Genomic DNA, 24164 nt, shown 5'->3' with positions numbered 1-24164 from the left:
ATGGAACAACACAATGTACAGAACAACGATGAAGTAGAAATTGATTTACTGGAAGTATTCTATGTATTGCTGGATAAGATCTGGGCCATTATCCTGTCAGGTGTGCTTGCAGCATTGGTGGTAGTGGCAGCTACGCTTCTGTTTGTGACCCCGCAGTATGAATCTACTACCAAGATGTATGTGCTCAGCAAGCAGGACAGTAATACGCTGACCAGCCAGGATATGCAGACCAGTTTGTCCCTGACCAAGGACTATGCAGAGCTGATCAAGAGCCGTACAGTTACAGAGGGAGTTATTACCCAGCTGAATCTGGATATGACTCATGAGGAACTTCTCAAGAAGATGACAGTGGATTCTGCCACAGATACCCGTATCCTGTCAATTTCTGTGAGAGATGCAGATCCTTATGTAGCCTGTGAGATTGCCAATGCTATCCGTGATGTGGCTGCCAACCATATCAAGAATGTTATGGATATCGATGCGGTAAATGTAGTTGAGACTGCCAATATTCCGGAGCAGAAGGTAAGCCCAAGCATTTCCAAGAATGGTGTGATCGGCGGACTGTCAGGTGTGCTTATTGCAGCAGCAGTGATCCTGATTTCCTATCTGTCTAATGATACTATCAAGACTCAGGAGGATGTAGAACGTTATCTGAATCTGAGTATACTGGGTACGATCCCTATGTCTGAAGAGGACCGTAAGAATAAAAAGAAAAAGAAGCAGAAAAAACAAAAAAGGGGAAGAGGGAGAAGATAAGTCATGAAAGAAGTAAATATATATCGTCCAATGCTGGATTATAGTGCCAATGAGTCCTATAAATCCTTACGAACCAATCTCCTTTTCTGTGGAGAAGAGAAAAAGGTAATTGCCATTACCAGCTGTACTCCAAATGAAGGTAAGAGTACAGTATCACTGAATCTGGCTTTATCTCTGGCAGATTCCGGTAAGAAAGTCCTGCTCATCGATGCGGACCTTCGTAAATCTGTACTTCTGGGAAGAACAGAGGTTGATCAGGAGATCAAGGGCCTTTCCCACCTTCTTTCTCATCAGGAAACCATTGAAAACGTGATTTATGCAACCAATATCCCCAGATTTAATATTATTTATGCAGGAACTGTACCGCCAAACCCTGCGGAGCTTCTTGGTGCAGAATACTTTAAGCGTGTGCTTGCAGCTGTAAAGAAGGTTTATGACTACATAATCATTGATACTCCTCCTCTTGGAAGTGTTATTGACAGTGCGGTTATTGCAGATGAATGTGACGGTTCCATCATTGTTATGGAATCCGGAGCCATCAGTTATCGTTTTGCCCAGGAGGTTAAGGAGCAGCTGGAGAAATGTGACTGCCCGATCCTTGGTGTGATCCTGAATAAAGTAGATATGAGTAAGCAGGGATACTATGGTAAATATTATGGTAAGCACTATGGCAAATACTACGGAAAATATTATGGCAAAGATAATAACAGTAAAGACCAGTAAGGAGCAGTGATTATGGCAAAAAAGTGGATTGCAGTGATGCTGGTTGTCTGCGTGGGGCTGGCTGGCGGAGTCGTATATCTGAGAACGGAGTCCGATCATAAGGGTCCTGAGATTGTCTGCTCAGATCAGGCGGCAAAAGAATATGACCCTTCTATGAGCGACGCAGACCTGACCCAGGGTATTACTGCCAGTGATGATGTAGACGGAGATGTGACAGATACTCTGACTGTGGAATCCGTGTATGAGGTGGATGATTCTCATGTGGTTGTCACTTATGTGGCAAAGGACAAATCCAATAATATTACTAAGTTTAAGAGAAATTTAGATGCTGATCCCGAGGAAATGCGGGACAGTGGGGTAGTGAAGAGAGGAACGAAGTCTGATGCTGAGACGGAAACAGATGCAGAGCCTACCCAGGTTCCGGTGGAGGATGTGGAGACAGGTGATTCTGAGTCTGGCAGTACAGATCTGTCTTTGACTCCAACCCCTGAATTAACCCCTGCCTCAGATGACCCTGCTGTCTTGGCAGAACAGGAGCAGGAGGCAAAGGCGGATGCCATGCCATCCACCAGCCCGAAAATTTATCTTACAGACTATTATGTGACTACTTCTGTGGGAAGCTCTGTGAATCTGCTTTCTTATGTGAAGGATATCCAGGATGATACAGATGAGACCTCTGAACTGTGGAAGAGGATCCAGATCACAGGACAGGTGAATACTGCAGTAGCAGGTACCTATACCTGTACCTATTATGTGGTTGACACAGCCGGCAATACGTCCAACAGTGCTGAGTTGACGGTGGTTGTAGAATAGCTTAGAAAGTGATTGGGCTGCCTGTAAAGACAGGCAGCTTTCAGTCGTAGAGAGGATATAAGATGAAGGTTAAATCAAAAAAACAGGATCGGATTCCCGGAATTGTCATTTCCCTGATCTTATTTGTTATTGAGTGCGCTTTTTTGGTGCTGCTCCTTTATACGAAGCTTATTTCCATGAAATATATCGGCATAATAGCTGCCGGGCTTCTTTTGCTTCTGGTGATCGTATATTTTCTGGTGAGAAAAATACGAAAGACGGTGCCTTTTTGTATCGGTGTAGTGCTGGCTCTTTTGATTACAGTAGTGTTGGGTCTGGCCAGTCTGTATATATACAAGACAGTATCTACGCTGGATAGTATTACCGGAGTAAATCAGGAGTATACAGAGATCAATGTGTATGTAAAGCAGGATGATAAAGCCCAGAAACTGGCCGATGCATCCGGTTATACCTTTGGTATTCTGGGAGAGCTGGACCGTACCAACACAGATGCAGCTCTGAAGCAGGTGTATAATGAACTGGGAACTGATGTACAGACCAGCGAATATGCAGGCCTGGGAGAACTGGCAGATGCTTTGAACAATGGAATCTGCGGTGCCATTCTGCTGAATAAGGCTTACCTGGATGTGATCGCAGAAATGGATCAGTATGGATCTTTTCCATCCCAGATCAGAGAAATCGCTTCCCTGAAGGTTGCTACAGTGGTTGAGAGAAATACACCTGCAGCCCAGCAGACATCCTCTGCTGATCAGGAACAGACCTCTTCAGATACTTCTGCAAAGGATGATGCGGTTACAGATGAGGTATATACTATTTTTGTCAGCGGTATTGATACCAGAGGCGGAATGACTGCCTCCAGTCGCAGTGATGTGAATATTATCCTTACCCTTAATGCTACTACAAAGCAGATTCTTATGATTTCCACACCCAGAGATTATTTTGTGCCCTTGTCTATTTCCAACGGTGTGCCGGATAAGCTGACCCATGCAGGCATCTATGGTGTAAATGTATGTATGGATACCTTGGATATGCTTTATGATATCGATATCAATTACTATTTCAGATTGAATTTTGCAGGATTTGAGCAGATTATTGATGCCCTTGGCGGAGTTAACGTTAATTCTGATTATGATTTTGATTCTGGTAATACTACGGGCTATCACTTTAATAAAGGTGAAAACCACCTGAACGGTGAACAGGCTCTTGTCTTTGCCAGAGAACGTTATGCTTTTAAAGAGGGAGACCGTCAGCGAGGACGCAATCAGATGGCTGTGATCCAGGGTGTAGTCGATAAGGCAACCCAGCCTGCGTTCCTGAAAAATTACCTTTCTGTTCTGGACAGTCTGGATGGTGCTTTTGAGACCAATGTTCCTTATGATGTGATGGCCTCTCTGGTCCGCAAACAGTTGGATGAGGGTGGAAGCTGGCAGGTATTGTCTTATAGCGTAGATGGTACAGGGGATACCCAGAAGCCTTATTCCATGAGCTCTAAGGCATATGTTATGATTCCGGATCAGAACACAGTGGATAAGGCTAAGGTGCTGATGAAGAAGGTACGGGAAGGCTTCCGGTTATCTGAGGCAGATGTGGCCAGATAGGATGACTACCGCAGCGGGTGCTTTTTCTTCCATTCACGGATGAATTCCAGCTGTTCCTGGTCGGAGATTTCCTGGGAAGCAGCGTCGTTTCCGGCTGCTACACAGCAGAGCAGGATAAAGAGTTGAAACAGCAGAAAGATAAGTATCAACAGTAAGATCATAGAATATTCCTCCCCTTGGATGACATGTTTGACGGATTGTTGTGAGATACATCACTTTTTAAGTATTGGCCTATCATCCGGGATTTATACATTTTATGAAAAATCGGCAGAAATATGTGTTCAAAGCACATATGAAGTTTCATTTAAAAATCCTCCGAATAAAGTAGAGTAAGCGACATCTTCTGCTTTTTCGGAGGATTTTTATATGGAAAATTTTGACATAGATCAATTAGGTGATACAGGCTATACCGGAAAAAATGTCTGCGTGTGTGTGCTGGATACCGGCATTTATCCTCATATAGATTTCAGAGACCGGATTATCGGGTTTCAGGATTTTGTGGGAAAGCATATGTTACCTTATGATGACAATTCCCATGGAACCCATGTAAGCGGCATTATCGGCGGCGACGGGAGCGCTTCAGGAGGAAGAATCAGGGGAATCGCCCCGGAGTGCAATCTGGTTGCCCTGAAGATACTTGACAGATATGGAAATGGAAAAAAGAGGGATGTACTGCGGGCCTTTGACTGGATTCTGAAAAATAAAGATGCTTACGGGATTCAGGTAGTAAATATTTCCATAGGGACAACCTGCAGGGAAAAACAGGATCACAGACAGCTGATCGAAGGGGTGGAAAGACTGTGGGATGCAGGGCTGGTAGTAGTGGCTGCAGCAGGAAATCAGGGTCCCCGTTCAGGAAGTGTTACGGCTCCGGGCAGCAGCCGTAAGATTATCACTGTGGGGTCAAGCGACCTGCTTACAGGCAGAACGGCTATTTCCGGGCGGGGACCTACTTCAGAGTGCATCTGTAAGCCGGATCTGGTAGCTCCGGGTAATCGCGTTCTGTCCTGTGCTCCGGGAACGGATTTTGCCTATGGGGTAAAAAGCGGGACCTCTATGTCCACACCCTTAGTCAGCGGCGCTGCAGCCCTTCTTCTGCAAAAATATCCTACCCTTACCAATGTGGAAATCAAAAGATGCCTGAAGGAATCGGCCAGAGACCTGGGTCTGCCTCGGAATCTGCAGGGCTCAGGAGAACTGGATATGAAACAGGCATTGACGAACGAATCTATTTCCGTTAAAATGATACGTAAAATGTAATGCTTCAGTGTAGTAGCGCTGAACAGTTACTGTAAAATGCTAAAGGGATAAACCCGTACAAAGAGGAGGATCTTTATGAAAAAAATTCAGATGCAGACACCGCTTGTGGAGATGGACGGAGACGAGATGACCCGAATCCTCTGGAAGATGATCAAGGATGAGCTTCTTCTTCCTTTTGTTGATCTGAACACAGAGTACTATGATCTTGGCCTGGAATACAGAAATGAAACAGATGATCAGGTAACTGTAGATGCAGCAGAAGCTACAAAGAAATATGGCGTTGCTGTAAAATGTGCGACCATCACTCCCAATAAAGCCAGAATGGAAGAGTACACACTGAAAAAAATGTACAAAAGTCCTAACGGTACCATCCGTGCCATTCTGGACGGAACCGTGTTCCGTGCCCCTATTGTAGTGAAAGGGATTGAGCCATGCGTAAAAAACTGGAAGAAACCCATTACCATTGCCCGTCACGCTTATGGAGATGTATATAAGAATACAGAAATGTATATTGACGGACCGGGAGATGCCTATCTGCTGTTTAAGGGTGAGAACGGTGAGGAGAAAAAGGAACTGATCCATCATTATGAGGATGCAGGTGTCCTTCAGGGAATGCATAACCTGGATGCATCCATCACAAGCTTTGCAAAGTGCTGCTTTAATTATGCACTGGATACAAAGCAGAGCCTGTGGTTTGGAGGCAAGGATACGATCTCCAAGATTTATGACGGACGCTTCAAGGAGATTTTTGCAGAGGTTTATGAGCAGGAGTTCAAAGAGAAATTTGAGGCTGCCGGAATTGAATATTTCTACAGCCTGATTGATGATATCGTTGCCCGTGTTATGAAGGCAGAAGGGGGATTTATCTGGGCCTGCAAGAACTATGACGGAGATGTTATGAGTGATATGGTTTCCTCTGCTTTTGGTTCTCTGGCAATGATGACTTCTGTGCTGGTATCTCCGGACGGATATTATGAATATGAGGCTGCACACGGAACTGTACAGAGACATTATTATCGTCACCTGAAAGGGGAAGAGACTTCCACCAATTCCGTTGCTACTATTTTTGCATGGACAGGTGCTCTCAGAAAGAGAGGAGAGCTGGACGGCAATCAAGAACTGATGGAATTTGCAGATAAGCTGGAAAAAGCTACTCTGGGAACCATCGAGGATGGCAGAATGACCAAGGATCTGGCTCTGATCACAACCTTAAAGGATGTAGAAGTATTAAACAGTGAGCAGTTTATTAAAGCAATCCGTGAAAAGCTTACATCCCTGATGTAAGAGGTAATCTGATAAAAATAAAAAGGGAAGGGCCTGCATTATGCAAGCTCTTCCCATTTTTCATATAAGCCCTCCAGTTCTTCTGTGATGGCTGTCTTTTCTTTGCTTAATCTGGCGCATTCTGCCACATTGGTGCATATCTCCGGGAGAACCATGGTTTCATCGATTTCCTTATCTCTGGTTTCCAGTTCTTCAATCCGGGCTTCCACCTTCTTTAATTCATTTTCACGCTTTCTCTGCCGCGCCTGCTCTTCCTTCTGCTGCTGCCAGGAAAGCTTATTGTCTGAGGCTTGTTTGACCTCTGTTTCAGCCTGGGCTGCTGCCGGAGCATATTTTTCTGTAAGCTCTTCCCGCTTTTCCAGATAATAATCATAGTCACCAATGTAGTTTACAATGGCCTGATTGGTCAGATCCAGAATCCTGGTGGCTGTCTGATTGATAAAATATCGGTCATGGGAGACATAGAGTACAGTACCGGTATAGCTGTTTAAAGCCTCCTCCAGGATTTCCTTGGAGGCAATGTCCAGATGGTTGGTAGGCTCATCCAGGATCAGGAAGTTGGCCTCTGACAGCATAAGCTTTGCCAGGGATACACGGCCTCTCTCGCCACCGGAGAGGGCGGAGATCAGCTTAAATACGTCATCCCCTGTGAAGAGAAAGGCTGCCAGCATATTTCGGATTTCTGTCTCTGTAAGCGTTGGATAAGTGTCTGAAATTTCCTGGAAAATAGTTTTTTCCATGTGGAGTACATGGTGCTCCTGATCATAATATCCAATCTGTACCTTGGAGCCGAGAGCAAAGCGTCCGCTGTCAGCGTCTACCAGACCGTTAAGGATTTTCAGAATGGTAGTTTTGCCGGTACCGTTATTGCCGATGAGAGCCACCCGTTCCCCACGTTTAATGTCAAAGGAAATATTAGAAAACAAAGTCTGTCCGGGAAAAGCTTTGGATAAATCCTCCACAGTGAGTACATCATTTCCGCTGATGTATCTGGGCTCCAGGGAAATCCGCATCTGATTCTGAATCTCCAGAGGCTTTTCGATCCGCTGCACCTTATCCAGCATTTTTTCACGGCTTTCGGCACGTTTGATAGATTTCTCACGGTTAAAAGATCTCAGCTTGGCAATGACCGCCTCCTGGTGCTTAATATCCCGCTGTTGATTTAAGTAAGCTTTATACTGGGCATCCCTGAGCTGGGCTTTTTTCAGAGCGTAGGCAGAGTAATTGCCGCTGTACATTCGCATATTGCCGGCTTCAATCTCTACTACCTTAGTGACAACCTTATCCAGGAAATAACGGTCATGGGAGACAATAAAAACAGCTCCCGGATAATTCAGCAGATAGGTTTCCAGCCAGGAAATGCTTTCCATATCCAGGTGGTTGGTGGGCTCATCCAGCAGAAGAATGTCAGGATTGGAGAGCAGAAGCTTTCCCAGGGCAACCCGGGTTTTCTGACCGCCGGAAAGAGTTTCAATCTGTTTTTCGAAGTCCTCCTCTGTAAAGCCAAGCCCCTTTAATACACCCATGATCTCACTTTTATATGCATAACCATTCTCAAGCTCAAACTGATGGCTCAGTCTGGTATAGGTGTTCATCAGGCTGTCCAGGGCTTCCCCGGCAGCAGTTTTCATTTCATGCTCCATGGAGCGGAGACGGTTTTCCATATCAATGATGTGCTGCTTAGTAGAGATCAGCTCCTCATAGATGGTGTGGTGTCCATGGATATCCTGGTACTGGGCCAGGTAACCGATGGTTTTATCTTTGGCAAGAATAACATTTCCGGAATCCGGGGACAGTTCGTGGATGATAATACGCAGCAGGGTGGTTTTGCCTGCACCGTTGTTGCCGATCAGGGCTGCCTTTTCCCTGTCCTCTATATGGAAGCTGGCATCCTGAAGGATTACCTTCTCGCCAAAGGATTTGCAGATATTCTGACATGATAGGATCATACAAATTCCTCCGAAATTTATATTATTGCAGCAGCCTGCGAATATCCGCTTTGACTGCTGAAATGTACGCATACAGAATTTATTATAACTGAACCGGACTGTTTTTGAAAGAAAAAAAGTATTTTAATTTATGATTTGGATGAAATTTTGCACATTCTATCAGATAGTCTAAATTTAATGATAAAAATTTGTAAATAAAGTACAAATTTAATTTGACAATAAAATAACATTTGGTTATAATTGACCTAGGATATATAAGGAGGGAATATTTGTGGAACCTAAGGAAATTTCAAAAGCGGTGATCAAACGTTTGCCTCGATATTACCGTTATCTGGGAGAACTGATGGAGGAGAATGTAGAACGGATCTCGTCCAACGATCTCAGCAAGAAAATGCACGTGACTGCTTCACAGATCCGTCAGGACCTGAATAATTTCGGTGGATTCGGACAGCAGGGGTATGGATATAATGTACGTTATTTATATACTGAAATCGGTAAGATTCTGGGACTTGACACAGTGCACCCGATGATTATCCTGGGTGCCGGTAATCTGGGACAGGCTTTGGCAAATTATGTAGATTTTGAGAAGCGCGGTTTTCGGCTGGTTGGTATTTTTGATGTAAACCCTGTGCTGGAGGGCATTGCAGTAAGGGGAATTGAGATACAGATGCTTAGTGACCTTCCCCTTTTTCTCAAAGAGAATAATGTGGAGATTGCGATTCTGACCTTACCTAAGGCAAAGGCCAAGGAAATGGCGAAGATTCTCATAGAAAACGGGATCAAGGCAATCTGGAACTTTGCACATATTGATCTGGATGCACCGGAGGATGTTATGGTAGAAAATGTACATCTGTCAGAGAGCCTGATGACCCTTTCCTATAATCTGAGTGAATATCGTAAGGAACATGAGAACCAGTAATAATAGTACATATGTAGTTGCCGGCAGCAGAGGGGACGGTGACGATTTGAATGGCTGTGGTCGTTAGATCATAGCTTTTCTTTTTGAAAAAATAGGTGTATACTGTTTCCAATGACAGGAGGTGGCTGAATGAAACCTGTGGTAACAGCCGGTGAAATGAAAGGGCTGGACCGGAACACAATAGAATCTGCCGGGGTTCCGGGTATGGTACTTATGGAAAGAGCTGCACTGAAAACAGTGGAGGCTATGGAAAAATATCTGGGTAACAAGGATCGTGTACTGGTGGTGTGCGGAAATGGCAATAATGGCGGTGACGGGATGGCCATTGCCAGACTTCTCCATCTAAAGGGGATCAAAGTCGGGATTTATCTGGCCGGTCAGGAGGAGAAGCTGACAGACCAGGCCAGGCAGCAGCTGCAGATTGCCAAATATTATCAGGTACCTTTGGAGCATAACCTGCAGCCGGATGAATATACTATTATAGTAGATGCCCTTTTGGGGGTTGGTCTGTCCAGACCTGTAGAGGGCAGATATGCAGAAATCATCCACATGCTGAACCAGTCCGGGGCTTTCCGGGTGGCTGTGGATATTCCTTCCGGCATCAACGGAGATACAGGACGGGAAATGGGAATCGGATTTCGGGCAGATCTTACAGTAACCTTTGCTTTTTGTAAAAGGGGGCTGTGCTTTTATCCGGGAAGAATGTATGCAGGAGAGCTGATCGTTGCAGATATAGGGATTTATGCAAATCCGGACAGAGATCCCTCTATGGCTTATCTGGAGAAAGAGGATCTGTCAATGCTGCCCTCCAGAATTCCCTGGGGAAACAAGGGAACTTTCGGAAAAGTGCTTCTGATAGCCGGCTCCCGCGGAATGTGCGGGGCTTCCTGCCTGAGCAGTGCTGCGGCACTCAGAGCTTCGGCAGGTATGGTGAAGGTTCAGACTGTGGAGGAGAACAGGATTCCTCTTCAGTCACAGCTTCCGGAGGTTATGGTTACCTGTGAGTTTAATGAGAAAAGCAATCAGGAAATACTGGACTGGTGCGATGTGCTTGTGATCGGACCTGGACTGGGGATGTCAGGAGAGAGCAGAGAAAGGGTACAGTGGTTCCTGTCTCATGCTGCCTGGTGTGGTAAGCCTGTGATCCTGGATGCAGATGGCCTGAATCTGCTGGCAGTACATGGAGAATGGAAGAAATATCTGGGAGAACAGGTAATTCTCACTCCCCATCTGGGAGAAATGAGCCGCCTGACCGGGAAAAGCATCGGTGAGATCCGGGAAAACCTGGCAGAGACTGCTTCCCTGTATGCAGAAGAGACTCATACAGTATGTGTCCTGAAGGATGCCTGTACAGTAGTGGCCTCTGAGAAAGGGGAACAATATCTGAATATGAGTGGTAATGCAGGCATGGCTACTGCTGGCAGCGGAGATGTATTAAGCGGTGTACTGGCAGGAGTTTTATGCATGTTTCTGGCAGCAGAAAAAAAGCCTGCTTATGGTCAGATGGCAGCGCTGGGAGTACTGATCCATGGACTGGCAGGAGATATGGCAGCTGAGAATGTGGGAGAAAGAGGCATGACTGCCAGGGATATTATCCGGTTTCTGCCTGAAGTGCTGAAGGTGCAGTAAAGGAAGAGATTTTGAGTGTCCGGAGTTTCTTTGATGGAATGTGGGACAGATAAAGAATACAAAAAGAGGAAGAGATTATTATGGAAAAATGTAACCGAGTAAAAGCAGTGATTTCTCTGGATGCGGTGGAGGAAAATTTCCGCCAGATGAGAAAAAATATTGCCAGTGACACAAAAATGATTGCTGTGATCAAGGCAAATGCTTATGGTCATGGCGCTGTGCAGATTGCCCATATGATAGAGGGTTATGATTATATCTGGGGATTTGCTGTTGCTACAGCAGAGGAGGCCATTGCTCTGAGAAAGGCAGGGATCACCAAGCCTGTCCTGATCCTGGGAATTATATTTGAGGAATTTTATCCTGAGCTGGTTTCTTATGATCTGCGCCCTGCTGTGTGTGAATATCAGGAGGCTGCAAAGCTTTCCGCAGAGGCTGTGTCTCAGGGAAAGACCATACATATTCATCTTGCGCTGGATACGGGTATGACCAGAATCGGTTTTGCCGATGAACCGTCAAGCGTGGAGGAAATCAAAAAAATCGCAGCACTTCCCGGGTTGGAGATTGAAGGAATGTTTACTCATTTTGCAAGGGCAGATGAGTATGACAGAAGTCCTGCCATGGTTCAGCTGAAGCGTTACCTGGATTTTTGCAGTCTGCTTTCAGAGGCAGGAATTGAGATTCCTCTGCGCCACTGCTCCAACAGTGCAGGTATTATCCGTATTCCGGAAGCAAATTTAAGCATTGTCAGAGCAGGAATTACAATCTATGGCATCTATCCTTCTGCTCAGGTGGAGAGGGATATTGTGAAATTGTCTCCGGTTTTGGAGTTAAAGAGCCATATTACATATGTAAAGGATGTACTTCCGGGCACGGCGATCAGCTATGGAGGAACCTATGTGGCAGACAGGAAGCTTCGTGTGGCAACAGTGCCGGTGGGCTATGCGGATGGTTACCCCAGACAGCTTTCTGGCAAAGGATGGGTTCTGGTCCATGGAAAGAAGGCACCAATCCTGGGCAGAGTCTGCATGGATCAGTTCATGATAGATGTGACAGAAATCCCGGATGCGAAGAAGGGAGACCAGGTTACATTGATCGGCAGAGACGGAGATGAATTTATCAGTATTGAGGAGATGGGTGATCTTTCCGGGCGTTTTTCCTATGAATTCGCCTGCGAGATCAGTGACAGGGTTCCCAGAGTCTATATAAAGGACGGAAAGGAAACCGAAAAATACAATTAAAGGTAAATGCCTTCTGGCGGCAGAGCCATAAAGGAAAATCAACCACGCATGTATACACAGGAGAAAGTTGGAAATACTTAAAGTAAAAATCCCAAACAGAATCGGAGTGTGAATTGTGTGGTAATTAAAAGAGGGGATATCTATTATGCGGATCTGCGGCCTGTAGTGGGGAGCGAACAGGGCGGGATCCGCCCGGTACTGATCATTCAGAATAACGTAGGGAACAGGCACAGTCCTACAGTGATCTGTGCTGCCATTACATCTAAAATGAATAAAGCAAAGCTTCCTACACATATAGAGATCGATGCAGTGAAGTATGGAATCGAGAAGGATTCTGTGATCCTGCTGGAACAACTTCGTACCATAGATAAGCGAAGACTGAAGGATAAGGTCTGTCATCTGGATGATGCTATGCTTGATAAGGTAAACCATGCACTGGAGATCAGCCTGGAGCTCAGCTTCTGAAAAGACGTACTTATCGCTTGACGGATATGGGCGAAAGTGATATATTTTACCAGTAACTATGCGTTTTCTTTATAAAGGAGAAGGTTAAGCGTAATGGAAGACGGCAGTAGTATGCCCCTCTGGGGCGTATTTGTTTTGGTGTTTCTGCTGTGGCTGAACGGCATTTTTTATGGGTTTGCGGCAGCAATGCGGAATATCAGTGAGAATGATACACAAAAGAAAGCGGACGAAGGAGACGAGAAAGCCAGGATGCTTCTGGAGCTGATTGACAGGCCGGCTCAGTTTGTCAATGCCATCCCTCTGATGGTCATGGCATCGGGAATTTGTTTTGGTGCTTTTCTGGTGCCATGGGCAGTGGCGGCTTTTCGTCCATACATACAGCATGCAGCGGCTCTTGTTCTGGTTCTGGCAGTATGTGTGATATTGCTTGCAGGACTTGGAATCCTTACTTTTCGCCGGGTGGGTACCTATCATCCGGAGAAATATGCATACCGTTATCTGAAGCTGGTGCATTTCTGGGTAATGGTGCTCAGGCCTTTTACTCTGTTTATCACCTGGATTGCCAGGCTGGCGGCTGTACCCTTTGGGGTAGAGCTGAACCGGACAGAGGCGGCGGTAACAGAGGAGGAGATTATTTCCATTGTGGATGAGGCCCATGAACAGGGCGTGATCCAGGAGAACGAAGCGGAGATGATCCAGAATATTATTTCCTTTAATGAGACAGAAGCCCATGATATTATGACCCACAGGACCAATGTGGTAGCCTTTGATCAAGAGGTTCTTCTGAAAAATATGATCGATACCATGCTGGAGGAGGGCAATTCCCGATATCCGGTCTATGAGGAAAATATTGACAATATCAGGGGAATCGTTCATTATAAGGATGCACTGAAATTTATGACTCAGAATCCCTGGGCCAAATTTAAGCCCTTAAAGGAGCTGCCCGGAATCATCAGAGAGGCTTCACTGATCCCTGAGACCAGAAGTATCGGAGATCTTTTTCATACCATGCAGGCAAAAAAAATCCATATGGCCGTGGTAGTGGACGAATATGGACAGACTGCAGGAATTGTTACCATGGAGGATATTCTGGAGGAGATCGTAGGTGATATCCTGGATGAGTATGATGAGGATGAGGTTACCATCCGAGCTCAGAAGGATCACAGTCTGATCATTGACGGACTGGCTTATCTGGAGGATGTGGAGGAAGAACTGGATATCGACTTTGGAGATGTGGAGTTTGAGACACTGAATGGATACCTTACCAGCTTTCTGGGGCATGTTCCCTCAAAGAAGGATGTTGATGTGGTCATTAAGGCAAATGGTTATATGTTTACCATTCTGTCCATCGGAAATAAGACTATCGGTAAGGTACGTGCCGAGAAGCTGGCAGAGGAAAAGAATCCGGCAGATAAAAATAATTCCTGAATACAGGAAGTGTAAATAAAAAAGTGTATAACAAAAGGAGAAAGTGAAATGTCAGGACATTCAAAATTTGCAAACATTAAGCATAAGAAAGAGAAAAACGATGCAAAGAAGGGAAAGATCTTTACAGTAATCGGCCGTGAGCTGGTTATGGCTGTGAAGGCAGGCGGCCCGGACCCAAATAACAACAGCAAGCTTCGTGATGTAATTGCGAAAGCAAAAGCCAACAACATGCCTAATGATACCATTGACCGTGGCATCAAAAAGGCTGCAGGTGCTGATTCTGCTGATAATTATGAGAAGGCTGTATATGAAGGCTACGGTCCAAACGGTGTTGCGATCATCGTTGAGACTCTGACAGATAACAAAAACCGTACAGCAGGTAACGTGCGTAATGCCTTTACAAAGGGTAACGGAAGTATTGGTACCCAGGGCTGTGTATCCTATATGTTCGACCAGAAGGGACAGATCATCATTGACAAAGAAGAATGTGAGATGGATGCTGATGAGATTATGATGCTTGCCCTGGATGCAGGTGCTGAGGATTTCAGCGAGGAAGAGGATAGCTATGAGGTTCTTACTGCTCCTGATGATTTCAGTACAGTCCGTGAAGCTCTGGATAAAGCAGGTCTGCCTATTGCAGAGGCACAGGTTGCCATGATCCCTCAGACTTATGTGGAGCTTACAGATGAGCAGGCTCTCAAGGATCTTCAGAGAACTCTGGATCTGCTGGATGATGACGATGATGTAACAGATTACTGGACAAACTGGGATGAGCAGTAAATCCTTTTGAACGCAGAAATGGTGTATAGTTTAGTATAAAAAAGGCAAAAATACCTCCAGAAAGAAAACTGGAGGTATTTTTATGTCTGAAAATAAATATGAAGTGAAAGAGGAAAATCAAAACGCCGGAGAGGAAGAAAACAGAAAACCGGAAAACCAGGAACAGGAAAACAATGCCCAGGAAAGTAAAAACCAGCAGATCAAGGAAATGGGACAGGCGGTTTTGAACGGAAATTCCCGCAATCATAAGGTGGAACTTCTGACTATCATCGGAGAAGTGGAGGGCCATGAGTCTGCACCCTCTCATTCCAAAACCACGAAATATGAGCATATACTTCCAAAACTTGCGATTATTGAGGATGATGAAGAAATAGAAGGATTACTGATCTTGCTTAATACAGTAGGAGGAGATGTGGAAGCGGGGCTTGCCATTGCGGAGATGATCGCATCCTTAAGTATTCCTACCGTATCGTTGGTTCTTGGCGGGGGACATTCTATTGGAGTGCCTATGGCTGTCTCTGCAGATTATTCCTTCGTAGTACCAAGTGCCACTATGGTGATCCATCCGGTCCGTTCCAATGGTATGTTTATCGGAGTGGCGCAGACATACCGGAATATGGAAAAAATCCAGGACCGGATCACTACCTTTATTTCCGGCCATTCCCATATGACACAGAAGAGACTGGAGGAGCTGATGCTGGATACCTCCCAGCTGGTAAAAGATGTGGGAACCATGCTGGAAGGTCCTGAGGCAGTGAAAGAGGGATTGATCGATGAGGTGGGTGGTATCCGGGAAGCGCTGGGAAAGTTATATGAATTGATTGAAATGCAGAAGAAGGAATGAATTAAAGAGGATATTCGCAATCCGCTTTGCTACTTGCTCATAACCAAATAACTGCTCCGCAGTTTATTCGGTTAAAAAACTGAAAAAATCTTATATTGTTGGAAAAGAATACTTGCCATCTGACTTTTTTTGACGTATTATAATTGAAGGCTTATTATTTGCGAGGAGGAAAACCATGTATAAGATTTTAAAAGCTGAGACACTGGCCGCTAAAATTCATTTAATGGTTGTACATGCACCGCGTGTTGCAAGCCATTGCCAGCCAGGACAATTTATTATCGTTAAGTTAGATGAGAAGGGTGAGAGAATTCCTCTTACTATCTGTGACTACGACCGTGAAGAGGGTACAATTACCATTGTATTCCAGGAGATCGGTGTATCCACGATCAAGATGGCAGAATTAAAAGCCGGAGATTCTTTCCGCGATTTCGTAGGTCCTCTTGGATGTCCATCTGAATTTGTTCACGAAGATATTGAAGAATTAAAGAAAAAGAAAATGGTATTTGTTGCCGGCGGTGTTGGTACAGCACCTGTTTATCCACAGGTTAAATGGCTCCATGAGCATGGCATCACAGCAGATGTTATCCTTGGTTCCAAGACAAAGGATATGGTTATCCTTGAGAAGGAACTTGGCGAAGTTTCCAATCTGTATGTTACAACAGATGATGGTTCCTATGGACGTTCCGGTATGGTTACCAAGACTCTTGAGGATCTGGTAACAAATGAAGGCAAACATTATGATGTCTGTGTAGCCATCGGACCGATGATCATGATGAAATTTGTCTGTCTTCTTACCAAAAAGCTTGGCATTCATACAATTGTCAGCATGAATCCGATCATGGTTGACGGAACAGGTATGTGCGGAGCATGTCGTCTCCAGGTTGGTGATGAGATTAAATTTGCATGTGTAGACGGACCGGAATTCGACGGACATCTGGTTGATTTCGATCAGGCTATGAAGAGAAGTCAGATGTATAAGACAGAAGAGGGTCGTGCATTACTGAAGCTTCAGGAAGGCGATACCCATCACGGCGGATGCGGACATTGTGGAGGTGACGAGTAATGGCAGATGCAAAGATGTTAAAAAAAGTTCCTGTAAGAGAACAGGATCCGAAGGTACGTGCAACAAACTTTGAAGAAGTTTGTCTTGGATATAATCAGGAAGAAGCAATGGAAGAGGCACAGAGATGCTTAGGCTGCAAGAAACCCAAATGTGTAGAAGGCTGCCCGGTATCCATCAACATTCCTGGATTTATTGAACAGATCAAAGAAGGTAAGATTGAAGAAGCATACAAAGTAATCGGATTATCTTCTGCACTTCCGGCTATCTGCGGACGTGTATGTCCTCAGGAATCCCAGTGCGAAGGTAAATGTATCCGTGGAATCAAAGGGGAAGCCGTTTCTATCGGTAAACTGGAGAGATTTGTTGCTGACTATGCTCTGGAGCATGATATCAAACCTGTAGGAGCAGAGGTTAAGAACGGACATAAGGTTGCAGTAATCGGTTCCGGTCCTTCCGGACTTACCTGTGCAGGTGACCTTGCAAAAGCAGGTTATGATGTAACTGTATTCGAAGCTCTTCATGAACTTGGAGGCGTTCTTGTTTACGGTATTCCGGAGTTCCGTCTTCCGAAACAGAAGGTTGTTAAAAAAGAAATCGAAAAAGTTAAAGAATTAGGTGTTAAATTCGAAACTAACGTAGTAATCGGTAAATCTACAACTATCGATCAGCTGATCGAGGACGAAGGATTTGAAGCTGTGTTCATCGGATCAGGTGCCGGACTTCCAATGTTCATGGGTATCCCGGGTGAGAATGCAAGCGGTGTATTCTCTGCCAACGAATATCTTACACGAAGCAACCTGATGAAAGCCTTTGATGAGTCTTATGACACACCGATCGCAGCTGGCAAGAAAGTAGCAGTTGTAGGCGGCGGTAACGTTGCTATGGATGCTGCAAGAACTGCTCTGAGACTTGGCGCTGAGGTACATATTGTATACAGAAGAAGTGAAGCAGAGCTTCCTGCACGAGCAGAGGAAGTTCATCACGCTAAGGAAGAGGGAATCATCTTCGATCTTCTCACAAACCCGAAGGAAATTCTTGTTGATGAGAATGGCCATGTAAAAGGTATGAAGGTTGTCAAGATGGAACTTGGTGAGCCGGATGCTTCCGGAAGACGTCGTCCGGTTGAAATCCCAGGATCTGAGTATGATATGGATGTAGATACAGTGATCATGTCTCTTGGTACTTCCCCGAACCCACTGATCTCTTCTACCACAAAGGGTCTTGAAGTGAATAAGAGAAGATGTATCGTTGCTGAAGGAGAAACAGGTAAGACATCCAAAGACGGTGTATATGCCGGTGGTGATGCTGTTACAGGTGCAGCTACTGTTATCCTTGCCATGGGTGCTGGTAAAGCAGGTGCCAAAGGTATCGATGAATATCTGAAAAATAAATAAAACCCGGTTCTTTGAACTGGACTGATACATATTCAGGCTCCTGTCTGCATAGAAATGCGGACAGGAGTTTTTGCTGTATTTTAGAGGCAGTTGTCAATTGAATATAGGTGTGCTATAATATGATATCAACGGATTTCGAATATAGGAAAAGGAAATACATTTATGATCGTTTTATATTTGATTTTATTGGCTGTAATCCAGGCGGTCACAGAATTTTTGCCGGTGAGCAGTCTGGGACATCTTGGAGTGATGGAGCATTTTCTGGGAATGGAACAGGATACAGGCCTTCTCATTGAGTCCATGCTGCATCTGGGTACAGCTGCAGCCATTATTTTTCTCTATAGGAATGAATTAAAGAGACTGCTTTTTGAAGCTGTGGGAATGCTTATGGATGCCATTGGTAATCTAAATCTGTACATTCATAACAGGCGGACAGGAAACAACTTAAAATATGCCAGGATCGTAACAGGATCCTATCGTAAGTTTGCGGCACTTTTGCTTGTATCTATGATTCCTACCGCATTACTGGGTATCAGCTCCAGAAGACTGGCAGTTGTGGCGGGAGCCTCTCCTATCTGTCAGGGAATTGGTTTTCTGATCTCAGGAATTATCCTTCTGGTGACAGATCTGAATAATTCCGGCGGCGAGAAGGGCCCCCGTGAAGCGTCCTGGGACAGTGCCATGTGGATTGGAATTTGTCAGGGGCTTTCTGTATTTCCGGGGATTTCCAGGCTGGGGCTGACTGTATGTGCAGCTCTGCTGTGCGGATACAGCTGTAAATTTGCCCTGCTTTTTTCGATTTTTATGAGTTTACCGGCTGTGATCGGGGCGTTCTTTACGGAAATAGGATATTTTGGTGCGCCCAGTATGACAGTTGGAATGATTTTTGCCAGCATTTTTGCAATGCTCCTGGCGGGGGTGGCAGGATGTCTGGTGATCCGTTTTATGGTTCAGCTTGTGCAGAAAACAAAGTTTCGGTATTTTGCAGTTTATTCGTTTGCCATTGGTGTGATCGTTTTGCTGTGTAATTATGCCTTTTGACCGGATCAGGTGAGCTCTGTGTTCGATTTACAAAAAGTGATAATCAGTGGGCGAAGACAGTAACAAAAAACAGTAACATAATTAGGAGGGGAGCCTGGAAATGGCAGCATCTAACAGGAAACGTACAGTAAAAAAGGGGAAAAACAGCAGAGGAGCTGCATCCAGGCAGGAGACAGCAGGGTTTCAGACAGAGATTATTTTATTTGTGATCCTGGCAGCCTGTGTGATCCTTCTGGTCAGCAATTTCGGAATGGGAGGCTTTGTAGGGGATGCCATCAGTCATTTCTGCTTTGGACTGATGGGAATGATGGCATATCTTTTTCCTGTCATTTTCTTTGTAGGGGCAGCCTTTATTCTGATCAATAAAACTAACCGTCTGGCATACAAAAAAATGGCAGCAGTTTTTGTGATGTTTCTTTTTATGTGTGCAACAGCACAGCTTCTCACAGACGGATACATGTCAGGCACTACTTTAATGGATTATTTTAATTTAAGTGCTGATTATAAAACCGGTGGAGGATTGATTGGCGGAGCACTCTGTATTTCAATTACATCTGCCTTTGGTACAGCAGGAGGGATAGTAATCATTATTCTGGTGTATATTGTATGCCTGATCATCATTACTCAGAGATCCCTTCTTGACTTTGTCACCATGCTGGTGATCCGGATTCTTGATCTGATTAAGAACGGTCGTGCCCAGTATATGGAGGGACAACCGGAGAGACAGATGCGCCGCCAGGTTCGTGCGCAACAGAGAAAACAGCTTCGTGAGGAACGCAGAGAGGAAAAAATCCGGAGGCTGGAAGAGGAGATTGCAGCTGAAGGAGAGGAAGAGGAGGACTTTCTTGACAATGAGGAGGACTTCTTGCTAGACCCAAAAGAAGCAAAGAATATGAAAAAAGCCGGATTTCTGGAAGGTACCAGACTGACAGAGCCGAAATCTCAGAAAAATAAGAAGAAGTCAGGGAAGCCATCAAAGAAAGCTGCGGTTTCTGCGGATGCAGATGAGCCAGATAATCTTTCAGATGTGTCGGAAGAAATGGATGAAGTTCAGCCGGAGGAGAATGAAGAATTCTCTCCTGCTATGGATTTCCAGATTCAGAGAGCGGATGAACTGACAGATGTTCCGGCAGATGATAAAGAAAATATAGAAGAAAATACAGAAGACGATACAGAAAGTGATGCAGAAGAGGAAGAAGTGCCCCCTTTTCAGCCGGAGAAGGCTCAGCGGCAGCCTTCGAAGAATCCGAAATCTTCTGAAGCAGAGATTCAGAACGGCATTGTAAGTATACAGCACGAGATTAGCCAGAACGAAGCCGCTGAGAAAAAAGAATACAGATTTCCACCTCTTAACCTGCTGAAAAGAGGCAGCGGAAAATCCCAGGGAGATACGGATGCCCATCTGCGGAAAACTGCTCAGAAGCTGCAGGAGGTTCTTCACAATTTCGGAGTAAATGTGACAGTGACAAATGTAAGCTGTGGTCCTACTGTAACCCGGTATGAGCTTCAGCCGGAAATGGGGGTTAAGGTCAGCAAGATCGTAGGTCTGGCAGATGATATCAAGCTGAATCTGGCTACCCCTGACATCCGTATCGAGGCGCCCATTCCCGGCAAAGCAGCTGTGGGAATTGAGGTGCCCAATAAGGAAAACAGTACGGTCATGCTCCGCGATCTCCTTCAGTCAGAGGAATTTCAGAAAGCAAAATCCAGACTTTCTTTTGCTGTAGGTAAGGATATTGCAGGCAAAACAGTTGTAACAGATATTGCAAAAATGCCTCATCTTCTCATCGCCGGTGCCACAGGCTCCGGTAAATCCGTATGTATTAATACTTTGATCGTCAGCATTTTGTACAAGGCGAAGCCTGAAGAAGTGAAGCTGATCATGATCGACCCCAAGGTGGTAGAGCTTAGTGTATATAATGGAATTCCTCATCTGTTTATTCCGGTAGTCACAGATCCGAAGAAAGCAGCAGGAGCGTTGAACTGGGCTGTTACAGAAATGACAAACCGATATAATACCTTTGCGGAGTACGGAGTCCGTAATCTTTCCGAATATAATCGTAAGATTGAAACCATGCATTTCACAGAAGAGCAGCCCCGACCGGATAAAATGCCTCAGATTGTAATCATTGTAGACGAGCTGGCAGATCTTATGATGGTAGCACCCGGTGAAGTGGAGGATGCCATCTGCCGTCTGGCTCAGCTTGCCCGTGCAGCAGGTATTCATCTGATCATTGCTACCCAGAGACCTTCCGTAAATGTTATTACAGGTCTGATCAAGGCGAATATGCCTTCCAGAATTGCTTTTTCTGTGTCATCGGGAGTGGATTCCCGCACCATTCTGGATATGAATGGGGCAGAGAAGCTTCTGGGTAAGGGAGATATGCTTTTTTATCCTCAGGGATATCAGAAGCCTGCCAGATTACAGGGAGCTTTTGTATCGGATGAGGAGGTCAGCCAGGTGGTTGAGTTCCTGGCAGATAAAAATCCTGGAGTACAGTATGACCAGCAGATTGAGCAGCAGGTGAATTCTCCTGGGGCAGCAGCCGGCGGAGCCGGTGAAGACAGGGATGTACACTTTGAGGAAGCCGGAAAGTTTATTATTGAGAAGGAGAAAGCTTCCATAGGCATGCTTCAGCGAATGTTTAAGATAGGATTTAACAGAGCGGCCAGGATCATGGATCAGCTCTGTGATGCAGGAGTAGTAGGACCTGAGGAGGGAACCAAGCCCAGAAAAGTGCTTATGTCTATGGAGCAGTTTGAAAATTATATAGAGAACAATTAAGGGGTTACTGCCTGCTTTGTGCGCAGTAACATGGATAATAGGTTTAAGAAACAGTGAGGGTGTCTATGAAATGTCCCAGTTGCCACAAAGAAGTGGAAAAAGGCTCCCTGTATTGTCCTCATTGCCTTTCAGAAATTCCCTGGGTCAGGGAATTTGATTCTGTGGAAACACAGCTCAGAAAAAAGGAACAGCAGGACTCAGGTGAAGAAAGTGACAGGGAAGGACTGTCTGCCGGAAAGTTTATTTATAACCGGAAGAGGACTATTGTTGTCTGTCTGGCAGCTGCAGTCCTTCTGGGAGCGTTCTGTTACCGGCAGTTACATACTTTTTCGGCATTATACAGTCATGCCAGCCAGCAGTTTGAACAGGAACATTATGGGGCAGCGGCCAGATCTATAGAAGCAGCCCTGGAAAAAAAGCCCAATAATGAGTCTGCAAATATTCTTCTGGCAAAATGTCTGGAGAAGCAAGGGAAACTGAAGGAAGGAATCCTGATTCTGAAGCCGCTGGTAAAAAAAGCAGATGCAGGTGTAGGTGTTTATGAGGAGCTGGTATCTTTGCTTGCAAAAAATGGACAGAGTGCAGAGGTACGGGATATTCTGCAGAACAGCAGCAAAAAAGTCCAGGAGGCCTGTGGGGAATATATGTGCAGTCCCCCGGCTTTCAGCATTGCTCCGGGAACCTATACTTCACTTCAGAAACTGGAGCTTTCTGGAGATTACCAGAGGATTTATTATACTCTGGACGGTACAGATCCTACTTTGGAAAGTTCTGTGTATACGGAACCCGTTGAATTAAATGAGGGAACTACCTGTATAAAGGCAATCGGTGTGAATGCCAAAAACATTATAAGCGAAGTGGCTTCCGGAAAATATATTATTGTGCTGAAAACTCCGGCAGCCCCTGTTGTTTATCCAAAGTCAGGGGATTTCAGCAAAGAGACAACCATCAAGGTCAGTGTGCCGGATGGATGTAAGGCTTATTATGCCTTTGACAGAGAACCGGATGTGAACAGTACAGAATATGAACAGCCCATATCCATGCCTGTGGGATACCATATATTTAATGTGATCCTTGTGGCAGCCAACGGAAAAACCAGCAAGCTTACTTCCAGGGAATACTATTTACAATATTAAAGACAGGAAAGAAGAGAATGGAAATCCGTATTGTATCAGTTGGAAAAATTAAAGAAAAATATTTAAGTGCAGGAATTGCAGAATATGCCAAGCGCCTTAGCAGATATTGCAAGCTGACCTTCTGTCAGGTGCCGGATGAAAAGACACCGGACAAAGCCTCTGAGACTTTGAATCAGCAGATTAAGGATACAGAGGGGGAACGGCTTCTGAAACATATCCGGGAGCAGGATTATGTGATCGCTCTTGCTATTGACGGACAAATGGCAGATTCTGTGGAGCTGTCCCAAAAGATAGAACGTCTTGGCGTTTCAGGTGTCAGCTCCATTGCCTTTGTGATCGGGGGCTCCCTGGGGCTAAGTGATAAGGTGCTGAAACGGGCAGATTATAAGCTGAGCTTTTCGAAAATGACCTTTCCCCATCAGCTGATGCAGATGATCCTTCTTGAGCAGATTTATCGAAGCTACAGGATCATAAATCATGAGCCATATCACAAATAGTACAAGGAGCAGGTTATGGACAGACAGAAATTTGAAGAATTTATTTCACAGTATCCCATTTATGAATATCGGTTGCTGGACACTCAGAATATAAGGATAGAAGAGCGGGTCAGGACGATCTGCAGGCAGGAGTGTACCCGTTATGGCTCTACCTGGGCCTGTCCCCCAGCTGTGGGCACTCTGGAGGAGTGTGAGAAAAGAATCAAAAAATACCCCCAGGCTGTATTTTTTTCCAGTGTGGCAGAGGTGTCAGATATCCTGAATATGGAAGAAATGCTCTCTACCAGGCGGGCTCATGAGGACCTGACCACTGAGGTGGGAAGATATCTGAAAGAGGAAGGCTATGAAACCTTTATCCTTTCTACAGAGTCCTGTGATATCTGTGAGAAATGTGCATATACAGAAGGAAAGCCCTGCAGACATCCAGACAGAATGCATCCCTGCCTGGAAAGCCACGGCGTAGTGGTAAATGAAATTGTGGAAGAGCAGTCCATGGAATATAACCTGGGCGGAAATACCATCCTCTGGTTTTCCATGATCCTGATCCGATGAAAGTGAAGGT

The 24164-nt window shown here is 45.2% G+C and carries 22 protein-coding genes; 20 read left to right on the top strand and 2 right to left on the bottom strand.

The window, feature by feature from the left end; translation table 11 throughout:
• The 4 genes from ACTNDS_RS07610 (at window position 1) to ACTNDS_RS07595 (ending at window position 3890) form a co-directional block, all read left to right on the top strand.
• A complete protein-coding gene (locus ACTNDS_RS07610; RefSeq protein WP_441034794.1) occupies window positions 1-756 on the top strand; it encodes a YveK family protein in 756 nt (251 codons plus the stop codon).
• Between the two features lie 3 nt (window positions 757-759).
• Window positions 760-1479 (top strand): polysaccharide biosynthesis tyrosine autokinase, encoded by a 720-nt coding sequence (locus ACTNDS_RS07605; RefSeq protein WP_303242776.1) that lies wholly within the window; start codon window positions 760-762, stop codon window positions 1477-1479.
• 12 nt (window positions 1480-1491) lie between these two features.
• On the top strand, window positions 1492-2292 hold the full coding sequence (locus ACTNDS_RS07600) for an immunoglobulin-like domain-containing protein (RefSeq protein ID WP_441034792.1): 801 nt from the start codon (window positions 1492-1494) through the stop codon (window positions 2290-2292).
• A gap of 62 nt (window positions 2293-2354) precedes the next feature.
• Window positions 2355-3890, top strand: coding sequence for an LCP family protein (locus ACTNDS_RS07595; RefSeq protein ID WP_441034790.1), 1536 nt, complete (start codon window positions 2355-2357; stop codon window positions 3888-3890).
• Between the two features lie 5 nt (window positions 3891-3895).
• Here ACTNDS_RS07595 and ACTNDS_RS07590 read toward each other — a convergent pair whose 3' ends face one another.
• Window positions 3896-4051, bottom strand: a complete 156-nt coding sequence (locus ACTNDS_RS07590; protein WP_019161618.1) for a hypothetical protein — start codon at window positions 4049-4051, stop codon at window positions 3896-3898.
• Between the two features lie 205 nt (window positions 4052-4256).
• Between ACTNDS_RS07590 and ACTNDS_RS07585 the strand changes: the two genes are divergently transcribed.
• Both ACTNDS_RS07585 and ACTNDS_RS07580 read left to right on the top strand, forming a co-directional pair.
• Window positions 4257-5150 carry a S8 family peptidase gene (locus ACTNDS_RS07585; protein WP_441034788.1) on the top strand — a complete coding sequence of 298 codons (894 nt, stop codon included), beginning with the start codon at window positions 4257-4259 and terminating at the stop codon, window positions 5148-5150.
• Between the two features lie 75 nt (window positions 5151-5225).
• Window positions 5226-6434 carry an NADP-dependent isocitrate dehydrogenase gene (locus tag ACTNDS_RS07580; RefSeq protein WP_441034787.1) on the top strand — a complete coding sequence of 403 codons (1209 nt, stop codon included), beginning with the start codon at window positions 5226-5228 and terminating at the stop codon, window positions 6432-6434.
• A gap of 38 nt (window positions 6435-6472) precedes the next feature.
• Here the strand turns inward: ACTNDS_RS07580 and abc-f are convergent, their stop codons facing one another.
• A complete protein-coding gene (abc-f, locus tag ACTNDS_RS07575; RefSeq protein ID WP_441034785.1) occupies window positions 6473-8383 on the bottom strand; it encodes a ribosomal protection-like ABC-F family protein in 1911 nt (636 codons plus the stop codon).
• A gap of 271 nt (window positions 8384-8654) precedes the next feature.
• On the opposite strand from abc-f, the gene ACTNDS_RS07570 reads away from it, so the two are divergent.
• The 14 genes from ACTNDS_RS07570 (at window position 8655) to ACTNDS_RS07505 (ending at window position 24154) form a co-directional block, all read left to right on the top strand.
• Complete coding sequence (locus ACTNDS_RS07570) at window positions 8655-9302, top strand: redox-sensing transcriptional repressor Rex (protein WP_019161622.1); 648 nt, start codon at window positions 8655-8657, stop codon at window positions 9300-9302.
• A gap of 129 nt (window positions 9303-9431) precedes the next feature.
• Window positions 9432-10931 carry an NAD(P)H-hydrate dehydratase gene (locus tag ACTNDS_RS07565; RefSeq protein WP_441034783.1) on the top strand — a complete coding sequence of 500 codons (1500 nt, stop codon included), beginning with the start codon at window positions 9432-9434 and terminating at the stop codon, window positions 10929-10931.
• Window positions 10932-11011: 80 nt separating this feature from the next.
• The gene (alr, locus tag ACTNDS_RS07560) at window positions 11012-12169 is read left to right on the top strand and encodes an alanine racemase (RefSeq protein WP_441034781.1); all 1158 of its coding nucleotides are present in this window, start codon (window positions 11012-11014) and stop codon (window positions 12167-12169) included.
• Window positions 12170-12286: 117 nt separating this feature from the next.
• The gene (locus ACTNDS_RS07555) at window positions 12287-12634 is read left to right on the top strand and encodes a type II toxin-antitoxin system PemK/MazF family toxin (RefSeq protein ID WP_173742846.1); all 348 of its coding nucleotides are present in this window, start codon (window positions 12287-12289) and stop codon (window positions 12632-12634) included.
• 93 nt (window positions 12635-12727) lie between these two features.
• Complete coding sequence (locus ACTNDS_RS07550; RefSeq protein ID WP_441034779.1) at window positions 12728-14062, top strand: hemolysin family protein; 1335 nt, start codon at window positions 12728-12730, stop codon at window positions 14060-14062.
• Window positions 14063-14110: 48 nt separating this feature from the next.
• Window positions 14111-14842: a YebC/PmpR family DNA-binding transcriptional regulator gene (locus ACTNDS_RS07545; protein WP_019161627.1), complete on the top strand. Its 732-nt coding sequence runs from the start codon at window positions 14111-14113 to the stop codon at window positions 14840-14842.
• A gap of 82 nt (window positions 14843-14924) precedes the next feature.
• On the top strand, window positions 14925-15686 hold the full coding sequence (locus tag ACTNDS_RS07540) for a ClpP family protease (RefSeq protein WP_019161628.1): 762 nt from the start codon (window positions 14925-14927) through the stop codon (window positions 15684-15686).
• 175 nt (window positions 15687-15861) lie between these two features.
• Complete coding sequence (locus ACTNDS_RS07535) at window positions 15862-16749, top strand: sulfide/dihydroorotate dehydrogenase-like FAD/NAD-binding protein (RefSeq protein WP_173742849.1); 888 nt, start codon at window positions 15862-15864, stop codon at window positions 16747-16749.
• Window positions 16749-18143, top strand: a complete 1395-nt coding sequence (gene gltA / locus ACTNDS_RS07530; protein WP_441034776.1) for an NADPH-dependent glutamate synthase — start codon at window positions 16749-16751, stop codon at window positions 18141-18143. Before ACTNDS_RS07535 ends, gltA begins: the two co-directional genes overlap by 1 nt.
• A 162-nt stretch (window positions 18144-18305) precedes the next feature.
• Window positions 18306-19184 carry an undecaprenyl-diphosphate phosphatase gene (locus tag ACTNDS_RS07525; RefSeq protein WP_441034774.1) on the top strand — a complete coding sequence of 293 codons (879 nt, stop codon included), beginning with the start codon at window positions 18306-18308 and terminating at the stop codon, window positions 19182-19184.
• Between the two features lie 100 nt (window positions 19185-19284).
• Window positions 19285-21969: a DNA translocase FtsK 4TM domain-containing protein gene (locus ACTNDS_RS07520; RefSeq protein ID WP_441034773.1), complete on the top strand. Its 2685-nt coding sequence runs from the start codon at window positions 19285-19287 to the stop codon at window positions 21967-21969.
• A gap of 65 nt (window positions 21970-22034) precedes the next feature.
• Window positions 22035-23105: a chitobiase/beta-hexosaminidase C-terminal domain-containing protein gene (locus ACTNDS_RS07515; RefSeq protein WP_441034771.1), complete on the top strand. Its 1071-nt coding sequence runs from the start codon at window positions 22035-22037 to the stop codon at window positions 23103-23105.
• A 17-nt stretch (window positions 23106-23122) separates the two neighbouring features.
• Window positions 23123-23602, top strand: coding sequence for a 23S rRNA (pseudouridine(1915)-N(3))-methyltransferase RlmH (rlmH, locus tag ACTNDS_RS07510; protein ID WP_173742854.1), 480 nt, complete (start codon window positions 23123-23125; stop codon window positions 23600-23602).
• 15 nt (window positions 23603-23617) lie between these two features.
• Window positions 23618-24154 carry a DUF2284 domain-containing protein gene (locus ACTNDS_RS07505; protein WP_173742855.1) on the top strand — a complete coding sequence of 179 codons (537 nt, stop codon included), beginning with the start codon at window positions 23618-23620 and terminating at the stop codon, window positions 24152-24154.
• The last annotated feature ends 10 nt before the right edge of the window (window positions 24155-24164 follow it).

The organism is Blautia sp. HCP3S3_C12 (assembly GCF_052064155.1).
Taxonomy (GTDB): Bacteria; Bacillota; Clostridia; order Lachnospirales; family Lachnospiraceae; genus Blautia_A.
Note: the sequence above shows the minus strand (reverse complement) of the source record. Positions and strands in the feature narration are given on the sequence as shown.

Bases quoted from the DNA above. Each gene is read 5' to 3' on its own strand.
- ACTNDS_RS07610 (WP_441034794.1), top strand. From the start codon at position 1: ATGGAACAACACAATGTACAGAACAACGATGAAGTAGAAATTGATTTA.
- ACTNDS_RS07605 (WP_303242776.1), top strand. From the start codon at position 760: ATGAAAGAAGTAAATATATATCGTCCAATGCTGGATTATAGTGCCAAT.
- ACTNDS_RS07600 (WP_441034792.1), top strand. From the start codon at position 1,492: ATGGCAAAAAAGTGGATTGCAGTGATGCTGGTTGTCTGCGTGGGGCTG.
- ACTNDS_RS07595 (WP_441034790.1), top strand. From the start codon at position 2,355: ATGAAGGTTAAATCAAAAAAACAGGATCGGATTCCCGGAATTGTCATT.
- ACTNDS_RS07590 (WP_019161618.1), bottom strand. From the start codon at position 4,051: ATGATCTTACTGTTGATACTTATCTTTCTGCTGTTTCAACTCTTTATC.
- ACTNDS_RS07585 (WP_441034788.1), top strand. From the start codon at position 4,257: ATGGAAAATTTTGACATAGATCAATTAGGTGATACAGGCTATACCGGA.
- ACTNDS_RS07580 (WP_441034787.1), top strand. From the start codon at position 5,226: ATGAAAAAAATTCAGATGCAGACACCGCTTGTGGAGATGGACGGAGAC.
- abc-f (WP_441034785.1), bottom strand. From the start codon at position 8,383: ATGATCCTATCATGTCAGAATATCTGCAAATCCTTTGGCGAGAAGGTA.
- ACTNDS_RS07565 (WP_441034783.1), top strand. From the start codon at position 9,432: ATGAAACCTGTGGTAACAGCCGGTGAAATGAAAGGGCTGGACCGGAAC.
- alr (WP_441034781.1), top strand. From the start codon at position 11,012: ATGGAAAAATGTAACCGAGTAAAAGCAGTGATTTCTCTGGATGCGGTG.
- ACTNDS_RS07550 (WP_441034779.1), top strand. From the start codon at position 12,728: ATGGAAGACGGCAGTAGTATGCCCCTCTGGGGCGTATTTGTTTTGGTG.
- ACTNDS_RS07545 (WP_019161627.1), top strand. From the start codon at position 14,111: ATGTCAGGACATTCAAAATTTGCAAACATTAAGCATAAGAAAGAGAAA.
- ACTNDS_RS07540 (WP_019161628.1), top strand. From the start codon at position 14,925: ATGTCTGAAAATAAATATGAAGTGAAAGAGGAAAATCAAAACGCCGGA.
- ACTNDS_RS07535 (WP_173742849.1), top strand. From the start codon at position 15,862: ATGTATAAGATTTTAAAAGCTGAGACACTGGCCGCTAAAATTCATTTA.
- gltA (WP_441034776.1), top strand. From the start codon at position 16,749: ATGGCAGATGCAAAGATGTTAAAAAAAGTTCCTGTAAGAGAACAGGAT.
- ACTNDS_RS07525 (WP_441034774.1), top strand. From the start codon at position 18,306: ATGATCGTTTTATATTTGATTTTATTGGCTGTAATCCAGGCGGTCACA.
- ACTNDS_RS07520 (WP_441034773.1), top strand. From the start codon at position 19,285: ATGGCAGCATCTAACAGGAAACGTACAGTAAAAAAGGGGAAAAACAGC.
- ACTNDS_RS07515 (WP_441034771.1), top strand. From the start codon at position 22,035: ATGAAATGTCCCAGTTGCCACAAAGAAGTGGAAAAAGGCTCCCTGTAT.
- rlmH (WP_173742854.1), top strand. From the start codon at position 23,123: ATGGAAATCCGTATTGTATCAGTTGGAAAAATTAAAGAAAAATATTTA.
- ACTNDS_RS07505 (WP_173742855.1), top strand. From the start codon at position 23,618: ATGGACAGACAGAAATTTGAAGAATTTATTTCACAGTATCCCATTTAT.